9 protein-coding genes are annotated in these 14,748 nt (G+C 46.5%); 3 read left to right on the forward strand and 6 right to left on the reverse strand.

Annotation, left to right across the window (positions count from 1 at the left end; all coding sequences use genetic code 11):
* Positions 1–149: 149 nt before the first annotated feature.
* Positions 150–1,931: a 1-deoxy-D-xylulose-5-phosphate synthase gene (locus KN811_RS19820; protein ID WP_187964051.1), complete on the reverse strand. Its 1,782-nt coding sequence runs from the start codon at positions 1,929–1,931 to the stop codon at positions 150–152.
* A gap of 41 nt (positions 1,932–1,972) precedes the next feature.
* Here KN811_RS19820 and KN811_RS19825 point away from each other — a divergent pair, with 41 nt between their 5' ends.
* On the forward strand, positions 1,973–2,416 hold the full coding sequence (locus KN811_RS19825) for a nucleoside deaminase (protein ID WP_187964052.1): 444 nt from the start codon (positions 1,973–1,975) through the stop codon (positions 2,414–2,416).
* 230 nt (positions 2,417–2,646) lie between these two features.
* On the opposite strand, the gene KN811_RS19830 is transcribed toward KN811_RS19825, so the two are convergent.
* The 3 genes from KN811_RS19830 to KN811_RS19840 all read right to left on the reverse strand — a co-directional run bounded on the left by KN811_RS19830 (position 2,647) and on the right by KN811_RS19840 (position 6,826).
* Positions 2,647–5,967 (reverse strand): PAS domain-containing protein, encoded by a 3,321-nt coding sequence (locus KN811_RS19830; RefSeq protein WP_187964053.1) that lies wholly within the window; start codon positions 5,965–5,967, stop codon positions 2,647–2,649.
* A 343-nt stretch (positions 5,968–6,310) separates the two neighbouring features.
* Complete coding sequence (locus KN811_RS19835) at positions 6,311–6,505, reverse strand: cold-shock protein (RefSeq protein ID WP_187964054.1); 195 nt, start codon at positions 6,503–6,505, stop codon at positions 6,311–6,313.
* A gap of 84 nt (positions 6,506–6,589) precedes the next feature.
* A complete protein-coding gene (locus KN811_RS19840) occupies positions 6,590–6,826 on the reverse strand; it encodes a hypothetical protein (protein WP_187964055.1) in 237 nt (78 codons plus the stop codon).
* Positions 6,827–6,955: 129 nt separating this feature from the next.
* On the opposite strand from KN811_RS19840, the gene KN811_RS19845 reads away from it, so the two are divergent.
* A complete protein-coding gene (locus tag KN811_RS19845) occupies positions 6,956–7,309 on the forward strand; it encodes a TfoX/Sxy family protein (RefSeq protein ID WP_187964056.1) in 354 nt (117 codons plus the stop codon).
* A 162-nt stretch (positions 7,310–7,471) separates the two neighbouring features.
* Here KN811_RS19845 and KN811_RS19850 read toward each other — a convergent pair whose 3' ends face one another.
* Positions 7,472–9,268, reverse strand: coding sequence for a chloride channel protein (locus KN811_RS19850; protein WP_187964057.1), 1,797 nt, complete (start codon positions 9,266–9,268; stop codon positions 7,472–7,474).
* Between the two features lie 462 nt (positions 9,269–9,730).
* Positions 9,731–11,479 carry an aspartate--tRNA ligase gene (gene aspS / locus KN811_RS19855; RefSeq protein ID WP_187964058.1) on the reverse strand — a complete coding sequence of 583 codons (1,749 nt, stop codon included), beginning with the start codon at positions 11,477–11,479 and terminating at the stop codon, positions 9,731–9,733.
* A 284-nt stretch (positions 11,480–11,763) separates the two neighbouring features.
* On the opposite strand from aspS, the gene KN811_RS19860 reads away from it, so the two are divergent.
* Positions 11,764–14,742, forward strand: a complete 2,979-nt coding sequence (locus KN811_RS19860; RefSeq protein WP_187964059.1) for a SusC/RagA family TonB-linked outer membrane protein — start codon at positions 11,764–11,766, stop codon at positions 14,740–14,742.
* Positions 14,743–14,748: the final 6 nt, after the last annotated feature.

The raw sequence follows: 14,748 nt of genomic DNA on the forward strand, positions 1-14,748 counted from the left end.
GGACGCCTTTTTATTGTTAGCATAACGCCAGGCTGGTTAATATTATTCATTTAAATGTTTTGCAACATCGTTTGTACGGGTTGCGTTTTGGTCTTAGAATGTTGAATCCTATATGTTTATTGTGGGGCTAATATATAAAAATGTACGCGCTATAAAAATTCCAAAATACGTGCTGCAATACGTTCAGGGCTTATTTCTGCTACGTCGTGCAGCTCATTTACGGTGCCCTGTTCTATAAATGTGTCTGGTATTCCCAGGGTTAAAATATCTTTTTTGTATCCGTTGCGGGCTGCAAATTCCACAACCGCACTTCCGAAGCCCCCGGAGACGCACCCATCTTCCAGGGTAATTAACGCCCTGTATTGCCCAAATATTTTATGCAGCAGGGATTCGTCCAGCGGTTTTACGAATTGCATATCGTAATGAGCGGTTTTAACTTTCTGGTTATTAGTGAGATTATCAATGGCAAGAGTAACGTTTTTTGCGATGCTGCCAATGCTCAATATAGCAATATCCGAACCGGGTTTTACCATTTTTCCCCTGCCGATGGTCATTTTAGTAAATGGCTGCCGCCAGTGGGGCGTTATTCCTTTTCCCCTGGGATAACGGATAGCAATAGGGTGGGAAAGCCCGAGCTGGGCCGTATACATTATGTTTCTCAGGTCTGTTTCATCAGCCGGGGCATAGACGATCATATTGGGGATGCATCTCAGGTAGGCCAGGTCAAAAACCCCGTGATGTGTAGCCCCGTCCTGGCCTACGATCCCTGCACGGTCCAGGCAGAAGATCACCGGGAGGTCTTGCAGGGCCACATCGTGGATCACCTGGTCATAGGCCCGCTGTAAAAAAGTAGAATATATGTTACAAAAGGAAATGAGTCCCTGTGTGGCCATTCCGGCAGCCAGTGTTACGGCGTGCTGTTCGGCAATACCAACATCAAAAGCCCGGTCGGGGATGGCCTTCATCATAAATTTCAGGGAACTTCCCGTTGGCATGGCCGGGGTAATGCCTACGATTCTTTCGTTTTTTTCGGCCAGTTCCACGATGGTATGCCCAAAAACATCCTGGTATTTTGGCGGGTCTTTTTCCGAAACCGGCTTCGGGATGATTTCTCCCGTAGTTTTGTTGAATTTCCCCGGGGCATGATACCGTACCTGGTCCTCTTCGGCCTTTTTCAGCCCTTTTCCCTTGGTGGTGATGATATGGAGGAATTTAGGCCCCTGTATTTTCTTTAAGCGCGAGAGTTCCCCGAGCAGGGCAGGGAGGTCGTGCCCGTCTATGGGGCCGGTATAATCAAAGTTCAGTGCTTTGATAATGTTGTTCCGGGCCAGTTTGCGGTTGGTCTTTACCTGGGTGAGGTATTCCTTTACTGCACCGACGCTCGGGTCTATACCAATGGCATTGTCGTTGAGTACGATGAGTAGGTTGGCATCTGTAACCCCGGCGTGGTTGAGCCCTTCGAAGGCCATACCGCTGGCTATGGAAGCATCGCCGATAACGGCAACGTGTTGTTTTTCTGTTTCCCCTTTTAAACGGGAAGCCATGGCCATGCCCAGCGCTGCCGATATGGAAGTGGACGAATGTCCCGTGCCAAAGGTATCGTAAATGCTTTCCTTCCGTTTGGGAAAGCCACTGAGCCCACCCAGCCGGCGGTTGGTATGGAAAACCTCCTTCCGGCCTGTCAGGATCTTGTGTCCGTAAGCCTGATGGCCCACATCCCAGACCAGTTGATCTTCGGGTGTGTTAAAGACATAATGCAGTGCAATGGTGAGTTCTACCACCCCCAGGCTGGCTCCCAGGTGGCCTTCTTTGACAGAGACGATATCGATGATAAAGTCGCGCAGTTCCCCGGCCAGTTGCGGCAGTTGTTCCGCAGAGAGCCGGCGAAGGTCGGCCGGAGAGGTGATATGGTCTAACAGTTTTTTTGACATAACGACACAAAAGTACGAGATGCGTTTGTATTTTTGCGGGTATGACAGCTACTTTTGATGATGATTATTTTATGAAAAAAGCGCTTCAGGAAGCCGAAGCCGCTTACGAAAGAGGAGAAGTGCCCGTAGGCGCGGTGATCGTTATTGACAACCGTATCATAGCCAAGGCCCATAACCTTACGGAAACCCTGACCGATGTCACTGCCCATGCCGAGATGCAGGCCATCACTTCTGCGGCTAATTTCCTGGGCGGGAAATACCTGAAAGGCTGTACGCTATATGTAACCCTCGAACCCTGCCAGATGTGTGCCGGGGCCCTGTACTGGAGCCAGATATCGCGCGTGGTCTTTGCCGCTCCCGACCCGCACCGCGGCTTTCGCACCATGGGAACATCCATCCATCCCAAAACAGAATTAAAAGAAGGCGTTATGGAAGCCGAAGCCTCCGCCCTGTTAAAAAGATTTTTTAAACAAAAACGGGATTGAAATTACTCCTGGCCCGAAACCCCTCGACTTTAGTTTATCCTGAGCTTGCCCGCACTGAGCCCTTCGATAAACTCAGGATAAACTAAAGTCGAAGTGCCGAAGGCTCGGGGTGACAGCGAGCGTCATTATCAATTTATGCGGTTGCCTAAACGTTAATTCTCGCAGTGATGATTGCTTTTGTTCTTTAGGTGGAGGTTACACAAAGCCTGAAAAACATCATAAACCACACATCATCCTTCGATCCCTTCATTGAGCAGGATATTCTTTTCATGGGCTACTTTTAACAATACCGATAACATTTCTGCCGGAACAAAGGGTTTGTTCAGAATATCATAGATTCCCATCCGGGCCAGGCGTTGCCGTACATCGGTCATAATATCTGCCGTGAAGATCACGATATTTATGTCCGGATATTCCCGGTGTATGATCTCCGAGAGGCCGTAACCGTCCATTTTGGGCATATGCAGGTCTATGAGCGCCATATGGTAATAATTTTTGCGCAGGAGCTCTATGGCTTCGTCCCCGTTCCGGGCATAATCCGGGGTTATGCCAAAGTATTCCAGTTGTTTCCGGGCTACCAGGGCGTTTACATGGTTGTCTTCGACAAACAGCAGGTGTATGCCGGAGAGTTTGTTCTCATAGGCAGACAGTGTTTTAGAAGATAGTTTTTTGCGGTTTTTGTCTGTGGGGAGATTCAGGGTAAGGTCAAAATAGAATTCTGTGCCTTTGCCGGGTCTGCTCTTTACGTGGATCTGGCTGTCGTGCAGTTCTATCAGCTTCTTGGTGATGGTAAGTCCCAATCCTGTTCCCGAGTGTTTGCGGTATGCCGCCTGTTGTATTTGTTTAAAACTTTCGAAGATGGCCTGTTGCAGTTTTTGGGGAATGCCCAGTCCGGTATCCTTAACCGAAAAATGAATGACAGACTGCATAGGTGTTGCCGACAATTGCTTCAGGGAGATGGTGACTCCTCCTTTTTCGGTAAATTTTATGGCATTGCTCACCAGGTTGTTCAGGATCTGGCTCAGTCTCACGGTATCCCCGATGATCTTTTGAGGGATGTTCTTATCGATATGGCACCTGAGTGTAAGGTCCTTGGCATCTGCGAGGGACTTGAACTGGTTCCTGATGTGAAGAATAAGCTCCGGCAGGTCCACTTCGGTATATACCAGCTCCAGTTTATCGCTTTCGATCTTGTTGAGGTCGAGAATGTCATTGATAAGCTGCAAAAGGTGGTCTGCGGAGAACATGAGGTTGTCTATATATTCTTTCTGCCCGGGGGTGTGGTTGAGCTTTAACAGGTTGGTAATGCCTATAATGCCGTTGAGTGGTGTTCGTATCTCATGGCTCATCACGGAAAGAAAATCGGTCTTGGCCCTGGCGGCGTTTTCTGCGGCGTCCCTGGCCTGTATGAGGGCCATTTCGTCCTCTTTCTTCTGAGTAATGTCCATGATAGAACCCCGGAGCATATAGGTCTGCCCGTCTTTGAGTACGGGAAACCCAATAGAACGGACCCACTTTTCTTCCCCCGAAGGAGTGACGATACGGAAAGTAGCATCGTAAGTGGTCTTTTTCCGGATCGAATTTTTAAAAGCACCTTCTATGATATGCCGGTCTTCTTTCAATACGGAGTCAAAGAGGTCTTTGTACGACATCTGCTTTATCGCTTCGGGAGAGAAGCCCATAATGTTGTAATGTTGTTTGGTCCAGAAAATTTCCCCGGTTTTGATATTGTTTTCCCAGCCTCCCGTTTTGCTCAGTTCCTGACTGGCATCCAGGAGCAGGTTGCTCCTTTCCAGTTTTTCCTTGGTCTGTTGCAGGGCCAGTTCTGTTTCCTTTTGCTGGGTAATGTCCAGTATGGCGCCCCTCAAGGTAACTACCTTGTTGTTGCGGACAATGGGAATACCGATAGACCGTATCCATTTGGTATGTCCTTCCGGAGTACTTATCGGGCTAACAACATCGTAAGGATTTTTTTTGGCCACAGCCTCACGGCTCTTCTTTTTAAGGAGGCCTGCCCCTCTTTTTTCAAAGAGGTCAAGGAGTTGTTTGTGGGAGATTTTTTCCAGTTCTTCCGGGGAAATTTCCAGGATAATATGGGTTTGCTTGGTCCAGAACATTTTCCCGGTTTTGATATTGATCTCCCAGCCGCCTATTTTGCTCAGTTCCTGGCTGAAATCGAACAGCAGGTTGGTGCGTTCGAGCTTTTCCTTTTCGGTTTTCAGGGCTTCGATATACTTGGTTCGTTGCGTGATATCCTGTATAATGATGGCCATTTTGTATGCCCCGGGCTGTTTGGCCTTGTTTACCGGGGTTACCTTGGCTTTATACCATTTATCTATGGCCGGGTTTATATGTTTGTATTCAAATGCCGAGGGCTTTCCTGTTTTAATGACTTTCCCGATGTGTTTTACAAAAAAGGGGGCTTGCGAACCGAAGACTTCGGGCAGGGGCTTTCCAAGAAATTTTTCCCGGGGCATAAAGAGCATTTTTTCGTCCTTGACCCAGACGTTGCGGAATACCATATTGCCGTCTATCTCCAGGACAATGTCTTCTAAAGAAGTGATGAGCGATTGCAGGTGGTTATTGAGTTCTTCTTTGCGGGTATCTGCCAGTTGCTTGGCCCCGGTGAGCCGGTGAAATGCCACCAGGCTGGCAAAAGTAGACAGCAGGGGGCTCAGGAACTCGGCAAAGGAGGTATCATACCCGTTTTTGCGGTTGGCAATGCCGATCATGCCTACAAGTTCACTATTGGTTTTGGCCGGGAGCCCTATGAACGACCGCAGTTTTGGATGGCCCTTCGGGGTGCCCCCTCTTTTTTTATCGGTAGCAGGGGTATTGGAAATATAGGTTTCTCCGGTCTGCATAACCTGTCCGAAAAGCGTATTGAGATTGGTAAAGACCACACCGTCTGTTTTCGTGTCCTCATATATTTTTCTGCTTTTTTCATCCCACGCAATATTGGATATGGCCAGGGTTTTCAGGTAAGGTTGCCCGGTTTGTTTGTCCGGGAGTATTTCTCCTATAAATCCGAATTCGCTTTCTGTGATCTCTATGATATTCTGGAGGAGGGTGTTAAACAGTTCATAAGGGCTTTCACTGAGGTAAAAACGATCCTGTATATCTTTCAGAATACCGAACAGCCTGTTCTGACTCCTGATCTGTGCGGTAGAGAGCGTTTTTTCGGTGACATCCTGGATATACCCGGTAAAATATTGTCCTTTTCCGGTATCGTCAAAAACAGGTTTGGCGGTGGTCTTTAAGTAGCGGATGCCTCCTTTGGGATGCCGTATCCGGTAAAAAAAGGTCACTTCTTTTACTTCGTTAACAGCCTGTTGTATTACCTGGCTTATGGCCGGGATATCTTCTTCCAGGACAATTCTCAGCCATTTTTTGCCCAGGGATTCCTCAAAGCTGAGGCCGGATATTTTTTCCCAGGCCTTGTTTACGAAAAAGCAATCCCCGTTCATATCGCATTGAACCGCACCTACAGGGGCCACCTGTAATACTTCCTGTACCTGTTTGTAATTGTGTAGTGTGTTTTCTGTATTCATAGACTCCCGCTCCTTTTCTGTCAAAACACTTTGCCACCCAGAAAGAAAAATGCGCGCAAAGGTATTGCCTGGTATTAAAAAAATATAAAGTAGACCTCGGTTTAAGGTGAATATTTCAGGAGGGGTAGTATTGAGGGGGTAATGAAATGCAATTCATATTCACCGGTAATACTGTATTGATATATACTGGTAATATAAGTATATTTTAAATAATATTACGAATTTGATACCTGGGGAAATTATGTTATTTTAGGATCTTGGAATAAAGACAGGTAGGGGGGAGAAAAAAAAGGCGTCTACTCCCGGAGTAAACGCCCTAAAGTCAATCAAAATAAAATATATATTATCCGATTACCTGCACTTCGGCAGCAACCATGCCTTTTCTTCCTTCTTGTTCAACATATTCTACTTTGTCGCCGTCTTTCAGCTCAACACCTCTTAATTCGGTTACGTGTACGAAGATGTCTTTGCCTGTTTCGTCGTTGGTAATGAATCCGTAACCCTTTGATTCATTAAAAAATTTAACTGTTCCTGTCATTATAAATAAGAAATAAAATTTGAGTAACAAATGTAGGATTTATATAAACACGAAAGGTTAAATAATTGTTTTTTCTCAAAAAAATTATTGATTTTCGGCATTTTTATCTTCTTTTTGCTCTTTAAACAGCGTAAAGTTGCGTAAATTCTTACCCTTATAACGATGTATTAAAAACAGCGGCATAAGCACAAATGCCATAACAACAACGGTAGCCCCAATGATGAGATGACCCGTTTGCGGCTGTTCGGCCCATATAAAATAATAACCGGTGCCAAGGGCTGCAAGAATGGCAAAAAACAATATGCGGATAAGGATTTTCATGATAGCAAAGTTACAATTTAATATGGCCTTAATGCAAGTATTAGGAATACCTGAAATTTATTATAGAGAATTTACTAAGAAGACAAACCGGGAGAATGTAATTGTCAACAATTTATAAAACTACTTATTATGGCTTATAACAAACAACTTGCAGACAATGTAAGGGAGTATTTAGCCCGGTTCCCGGAAATGGAGGTCGAGGAAAAGAAAATGTTCGGAGGCCTGGCATTTATGATCAACGGCAAAATGTGTGTCAACGTAAGTGACGACAATTTAATGTGCCGTTTTGATCCCGGTATTACGCAGGACATAGCCGGGAAAACAGGTTTTTTACCGATGATCATGAAAGGAAAAGAATATAAGGGGTATTGCTATGTCGAACCCATTGGATTTGAGCACAAAAAGGATTTTGAGTTCTGGATAAACCTTTGCCTTGATTTTAACGACAGGGCAAGATCTTCGAAGAAACGAAAGAAAAAGTAAAGGATATCAGCTTGCAGCGGTATGCCATGAGAAGTTTGGACCTGATAAATAATCTCAACACCCGGACTAATCAACTCAAAACCTTAAACTTTGAACTTTAAACCTTGAACCTTCCCTTCAGCTCTGCTCAGGGACCAAACCTTGAACTTTGAACCTTGTACCTCACCGGGCAGTAAAGGATATCAGCTTGCGGCGGTATGCCGTGAGGAGTTTGGACTTGGATATAAAACCTACATATGCGTTGTTTTGAACAACGGGAAGATTCCATGCCCCGCTGTCCTGGAATTTCTGCATAACCTTGGTCATCTGGTCTTTTTCCAGGTCGATCAATGCGGGAGGATCGTGCATAACGTCAGAAGCGGAGATCTCTTTATATAACGACTGGTCGAACATAATGGGCCGGATATCATCGAGTAAGATCACTCCGGCGAGGGAATTGTCCTTTTTATTCAGCACCGGGAAAATGTTCCGGCTCGACTTCACCACGGCATTGTGCACAATGTCACCGAGGGTCATGTCGGGATACACAGGGATAAAATTCTTCTCAATAACCCTGTTCATGTCCATGAGGGTCAGGATAGCCTGGTCTTTATTATGGGTGATGAGTTGGCCTTTCCTGGCCAGTTCCATAGTATAAACGGAATGTGATATAAAATACTTGGTAATGGCAAAGGAGATGGCTGCTGTGACCATCAGCGGGATAAAGAGTTCATATCCCCCGGTGAGTTCCGCAATGAGGAAGATCGCCGTGAGCGGGGCGTGAAGCACCCCGGCCATAAGGCCTGCCATACCTACAAGGGTAAAATTACTTTCAGAAACCGCTGTGTTGCCCAGTCCGAGCACATTGATGATCTTGGCCAGGCAGTTCCCCATAATACTGCCCATAAAAAGGGTAGGGGCAAAGATACCTCCCACACCTCCGGCTCCAAAGGTAAGACAGCTGGCAATGACCTTAAAGAACACCAGTCCGGCAAGGAGAAGAATGACTATCCAGACATTGTCTACATCCAGGTTGAAAAAATTGTTGACCAGGGCTTTTTCAGGATTGCCCTTGATAAGGTTGTTGATCACATCAAAACCCTCACCGTATAATGGCGGGATAAAAAACAGCAGTACCCCGATGCCCAGGCCACCGATCAATAACCGGTGTATGGGAGATTTAATGTTGTCAAAAAAGCGGTGTGTACGGTGGTAGACCGTGGCAAAATAGATAGAGACCAATCCCGATACGGCTCCGAGGATAATAAAGAAAGGAACGTCGTTAATAGAAAAGCTGTCTACGATCTGGAAGGGCAGCAGGCTGTCCGACCCGAAGAAAAAATAAGAGGTGATAATGGCCGATATGGAAGCCAGCAGAAGCGGAAGCATGGAAGCCAGGGTAAGGTCCAGGCTAAATACCTCGATGGCAAAAATAATAGCGGCAATAGGTGCTTTGAAAATAGACGACAGGGCTCCTGCCGCCGCACACCCGATGAGCAGTGTACGGTTGGCCTGGTTCATGTGAAACAGCCTCGCAATATTGGAACTTATGGCAGCCCCCGTAGCTACCGTAGGGCCCTCCAGTCCGACAGACCCTCCGAAACCGACAGTGATGGGAGCAGTGAAAATAGACCCCACCATCTGAAACTGCCGGATGATCCCCTTTCTTTTGGAAATGGCGTAGAGTGTGGAAGGGATGCCGTGGCTTACCCGGTGCCGGATCACATATTTCATAATGAGGTAAGTGATCGTAAGGCCGATGATCGGAAAAATAAAATAAAAGGCCTGATGATAGTATTGCACCAGATTACCTTCCAGGAGGTGCTGGATAAAGTGGGTAAAGTTTTTCAGGATCACAGCGCCCATACCTGAAGTAAAACCCACGAGTACACTGAGTATAAATATAAACTGGCGCTGGGAAATATGCTTGGCACGCCATATTAGAAACCTGGTGAGTAATGATCTTTCCTGTTTTGGCATATTACCTTTTTTCACCAAGATAGAACTTCTGGATTAATATTCTGCTCATTTTCTGATCATTGAGTTCAATAGTGGTATAATAAAGCGCAAAATTAAAAACATTAATATGGTTATCCCAAGTTTTTTATGTTTTTTAAAACCAATGAAAAATCCCGTTGGATATGACTCCGAACGGGATTTGCTTTTAGGACTATAACTTAGGGCATTTTTTGCAATGTGTCTTGCCCTTCTTTTTATATTTTTTGCAACACTTCTTTTTCTTTTTGCACATCATGTCGCATAGTAAGGCACAATGTGTATTGCTCAAGTGCGTCCCGGCTGCATCTCCCGTATATCGCTGCATTTACTACTTTAAATTTATTCTAAATAAGTGCAAATATAATATAAAATATTAAACTTCAAATACATGACGATGAATTCCCGGGGTAGTTTACCGATTACCAGCCTTCTAACTTCATACCTCTAACTTCGTACTTCTAACTTCAGCTCTTCCAGTTGCTCTTTGTCTATGGGAGCAGGAGCGTTGATCATCACATCGCGGCCGGCATTGTTTTTCGGGAAAGCGATGAAATCGCGAATGATCTCCTGTCCGCCGAGAATGGCTACCAGGCGGTCAAATCCGAAGGCTATGCCTGCATGGGGAGGCGCGCCGTACCGGAAAGCATTCATCAGGAAGCCAAACTGGGCTTCGGCCTGTTCCCGGGTAAAGCCGAGCAATTCAAACATCCTGCTTTGTAAGCCGGAATCATGGATACGGACAGAACCACCGCCTATTTCGTTTCCGTTGAGCACCAGGTCATAGGCATTGGCCCTCACTTTACCGGGCTCAGTATCGAGCAGGGCAATATCTTCCGGTTTGGGCGAAGTGAACGGGTGGTGCATGGCGTGGTAGCGTTCGGTTTCCTCGTCCCATTCGAGCAGGGGGAAATCCACGACCCAAAGCGGGGCAAATTCATCGGCTTTTCTCAGGCCAAGTCGTTCGGCCATTTCCATACGAAGTGCGCTCAACTGTGTCCTGGTCTTGCCGGTGTCCCCGGCCATCACGAGGATAAGGTCGCCCGGTTTGGCTCCGGTGGCTTCCGCCCATTGTGCCAGATCTTCCTCTGAATAGAATTTGCCTACGGACGATTTAAAGGACCCGTCTGCATTGTACTTGGCCCAGACCAGTCCGTTGGCCCCGATCTGCGGGCGTTTAACCCAGTCGATAAGGGCATCGATCTGTTTACGGGTGTATTCGGCAGCACCGGGAACGGCGATACCGACAATCAGTTCCTGGGCATCAAAGACATTAAAGCCTTTTCCTTTGGCCAGGTCGTTAAGTTCGCCAAATTCCATACCGAAGCGGATATCTGGTTTATCATTACCATACTTTTGCATGGCCTCGGCATAGGATATTCTGGGAAAACGGTCAGTATCCACGCCCTTGATCTCCTTGAGCAGGTGTTTGGTCAGGTTTTCAAAGACCTGCAGGATGTCTTCCTGTTCCACAAAGGTCATTTCACAGTCGATCTGGGTAAATTCGGGCTGCCTGTCGGTCCTGAGGTCTTCGTCCCGGAAACATTTGACGATCTGGAAATACCGGTCCATACCACCTACCATAAGCAATTGCTTAAACGTTTGCGGCGATTGCGGAAGGGCGTAGAACTGCCCTTCGTTCATACGGGACGGGACCACAAAGTCGCGGGCACCTTCGGGGGTGGATTTGATCAGGTAAGGAGTTTCCACCTCGATAAAGCCCTGTTGCGAAAGGTAATTCCTCACCTGCATGGCCACCTGGTGACGGAAAATGAGCTTGTCCTTCACCGGATTTCTCCGGATGTCCAGGTAACGGTATTTCATCCGGATATCCTCGCCGCCATCGGTATTGTCTTCTATGGTAAACGGGGGAAGTGCAGCTGAGTTCAGCACCTTGAGGCCGCTAACCAGTATTTCGATATCGCCGGTAGGGATATTTTTGTTCCTGGATTCTCTTTCGATCACCGTTCCGCTCACCTGGATCACAAATTCCCTGCCGAGGGTCTTTGCTTTTTCAAAAACGTCTTTCGGCGTTCTTTCCTCGTCAAAGATAAGCTGGGTAATGCCGTAACGGTCGCGCAGGTCGATCCATATCATAAATCCCTTGTCGCGTGTCTTTTGTACCCAGCCGGCCAGGGTCACTTCACTGTTTACATGAGAAATCCTCAGTTCTCCGCAAGTATGACTTCTGTACATTGTCTGTTAGTTAATTAATAGCTCTGTATGCTGTTTCCGGACAAACGGGTGAAACATCACTTCATGACAATTTTACTGTCGGTTTTCCCGATATCCGGAATCCGGGATGCAAATGTAAGAAGATATATGGTTTCGGGCAGGCAGGACCCTGTGATTTTTGAAGAACTAAGAATAGATGTCTTAAATACGATTAATTTAATTAATTATCATAAAATTTATCTATTTGATATTTTGGTGTTAAATTTTTCCTAATTTGGTTATGACAAAACTTTAAAAAACATATTATGAAACCAACATTAAGGAAATTATTTTTCCTCTGGTTCATGTTATCCGCCCCAATTGGAGTCATGGCCCAGGAAGAAGTAAACGGAACAGTAAAAGAAGCCAGCACCGACCTGCCCCTGCCCGGTGTAAACGTGGTGATCAAAGGAACAACTACCGGAACGGTAACTGATTTTGACGGGAACTTTCAGATCAGTGTCAGTGAATTTCCTGCTACCCTGGTTTTTTCCAGTTTAGGGTATAAGACCATAGAGCAGAGTATTTCCGGCGGAGGTGCTGTGAATGTTGTGATGGAACAGGATGTCACCGGTCTGGAAGAAGTGGTGGTAACAGGATTGGCAACCACCATTAAGAGGAGTAACTCGGCAAATGCGGTCTCTTCCATTTCTGCCGAAGAACTTGTAGGTGTGGCACAGCCCCAAACCCTGGACGGTGCTCTTGCAGGTAAGTTTACCGGTGCTCTGGTCAGTGCCAACTCCGGTGCCCCCGGCGGAGGATTGTCCGTTAAACTGAGAGGGGTGACCTCTATTTTCGGAAATTCCCAACCCTTGTATATTGTGGACGGTGTTTATGTAGATAATTCTTCTATTTCCGGCGGATTAAATGATGTTTCAGGAGCTGCCGGACAAGGATCTTCATCCAATCAGGATAACCCGTCCAACCGTATTGCCGATCTGGATCCGAACGACATTAAGAATATAGAAATATTAAAAGGAGCCTCTGCCGCCGCCATATATGGATCGAGGGCTGCTGCTGGTGTTGTGATCATAAGCACCAAAAGAGGTAAGCAGGGAAAAACCCAATTCAACTTATCGCAATCCTTTGGTTTTAACAGTGTAATTAATTTGCTCGGGTTACGGGACTGGAATGAAGAACGTGCGCTCGATGCATTCGGGGAGGGCGCTGACGTGGCTTATGCAGAAGCGCGCGACGCCGGGACGCTGGTAGATTACGAAAAGGAAATATTTGACAACAAAGGTTTTATAAGCAGCACTGGTTTTAGTGCCAGCGGAGGGGGAGAGAAGACCACGTTCTATGCCGGTATGAGCCATAAGAATGAAAAAGGGATCGTAAAAAACACCGGTTATGAAAGAGTGTCGTTACGTCTTAACCTGGACCACCGGGTGTCTGACCGGATAAAATTAAGCCTGAACTCAAATTATATATATTCTTCTGCCGATCGCGGTTTTTTCAATAACGATAATACCGGGTCAACGATCGGGGTAACGCTTACTTCACTGCCTCCCTGGGCCAAACTGCAACCGGATGCCGAAGGGAACTATCCCGACAACATCTATGGAGGTTCTAACCCCTTGCAGACCATTGCCCTGATGACCAATAATGAAAAGGTTAACCGTTTTATTATCGGAGGATCCGCGACCATAGATATTTATAAAAGCCTGAAATCCGATTTACAGTTGATACTTCGTGGGGGACTGGATGGTTATAACCTCAATACCAGGGCCATATTTCCGAAAGAGCTGCAATTTGAAAAAAGGAGTAACGGGGGGCTTAACGGACAATCCATACAGGGATCGACAGAAAACAAGAACATCAACTATTCGGCATTCCTGGTACATAATTTTAATACCGATAGCAATATTAATTTCAGAACCCAGGCCGGGATCACCCGGGAAGTGTTTGACAGGAATTCCTACCTGATCTCCGCTTTTAATATGATCGCTTCGGAAACCAATGTGGACCAGGCGGGCGGACAACGGATAGACCAATTCAGGCTAAAACAGGAAGATTCCGGGTTTTTTGTTCAGGAAGAGGTTAATTTTCAGGATAAACTGATCGGGACCATCGGACTCCGGGGAGATAAATCTTCCAATAACGGGGATGCCAACAAATTGTATTATTACCCCAAGGCATCGCTCGCAGCCAACCTGCATGAGTTCGACTTCTGGAACCTGGGAAAAGTAAACCAGTTTAAATTAAGGGCCGCTTATGGCGAGGCCGGGAACTTTCCGGCGTTCGGTTCTCCTTTTACTTCCTTTAACAGTACCTTTATACGTGGGGTTGCAGACCAGAGTGTTGTGGGGATACTCCTCGACGGGGTGCTCGGAAACCCGGATATAGAACCCGAAAGACAGAAAGAACTGGAGCTGGGGCTGGACCTCGGATTGTTCGACAACCGCTTAAACTTTGAATTTACATGGTACAATAAAAAGGTAGATGACCTGCTGGTACAGACCAACAGGGAGCCTTCTTCCGGATTTACGACGGAATGGAAGAATGCCGGAAACCTTAAAAATACAGGGGTGGAGATCACCCTGAATGCCCTGCCTTTTGACGGCGAAGATTTTACGTGGAACAGCAATGTAACCTTTTTTAAGAACAAGTCCGAGATCACGGAGCTCAATGTACCTGCATTCAACCTGGGAGCATTTGGTGCTTCCTTGGGAACTTACAGGATAGAAGAAGGCAAAAGCGCAACCCAGATCGTAGGGATCAGCCCGGACGGCCTGGTTAAATTCGGGGATGGAGAACCGGATTTCCAGATGACCTTCAATAACAACCTTCAGTATAAAGACCTGGAACTTTCCTTTTTGTTCCACTGGAAAAAAGGAGGAGACAATATTAACCTCACCAGCCTGCTTACCGACCTGAGCAAAACCAGCCATGATTATGACGATTTCGGACTGGACCCTACGGGGACATTGCCCAACGGGGAATACCGGGCCGGTCAGGTAGGGACATCTGCCGATGTTTTTGTGGAAGATGCCTCTTATTTAAAGTTGAGGGAGGTAGGATTGTACTATAACTTTCCCGGGGAACTCGTGGAGCGATGGTTCGACGGCTATATAGCTAATATCAGGCTGGGCTTTACAGGCACCAACCTGTTGACCTTTTTCGATTATAACAGTTATGACCCGGAAGTGTCTAACTTCGGGGGAAATGGTCTGTCTGCCGGGGTAGATGTTACCCCATTCCCGTCTTCCAAGCGCTATATGTTTAATCTGTCTGTTGACTTTTAACCTAAA

Origin of the sequence: Sinomicrobium weinanense (genome assembly GCF_018863395.1) — a bacterium.
GTDB classification, from domain to species: domain Bacteria; phylum Bacteroidota; class Bacteroidia; order Flavobacteriales; family Flavobacteriaceae; genus Sinomicrobium; species Sinomicrobium weinanense.

Bases quoted from the DNA above. Each gene is read 5' to 3' on its own strand.
- KN811_RS19820 (WP_187964051.1), bottom strand. From the start codon at position 1,931: ATGTCAAAAAAACTGTTAGACCATATCACCTCTCCGGCCGACCTTCGC.
- KN811_RS19825 (WP_187964052.1), top strand. From the start codon at position 1,973: ATGACAGCTACTTTTGATGATGATTATTTTATGAAAAAAGCGCTTCAG.
- KN811_RS19830 (WP_187964053.1), bottom strand. From the start codon at position 5,967: ATGAATACAGAAAACACACTACACAATTACAAACAGGTACAGGAAGTA.
- KN811_RS19835 (WP_187964054.1), bottom strand. From the start codon at position 6,505: ATGACAGGAACAGTTAAATTTTTTAATGAATCAAAGGGTTACGGATTC.
- KN811_RS19840 (WP_187964055.1), bottom strand. From the start codon at position 6,826: ATGAAAATCCTTATCCGCATATTGTTTTTTGCCATTCTTGCAGCCCTT.
- KN811_RS19845 (WP_187964056.1), top strand. From the start codon at position 6,956: ATGGCTTATAACAAACAACTTGCAGACAATGTAAGGGAGTATTTAGCC.
- KN811_RS19850 (WP_187964057.1), bottom strand. From the start codon at position 9,268: ATGCCAAAACAGGAAAGATCATTACTCACCAGGTTTCTAATATGGCGT.
- aspS (WP_187964058.1), bottom strand. From the start codon at position 11,479: ATGTACAGAAGTCATACTTGCGGAGAACTGAGGATTTCTCATGTAAAC.
- KN811_RS19860 (WP_187964059.1), top strand. From the start codon at position 11,764: ATGAAACCAACATTAAGGAAATTATTTTTCCTCTGGTTCATGTTATCC.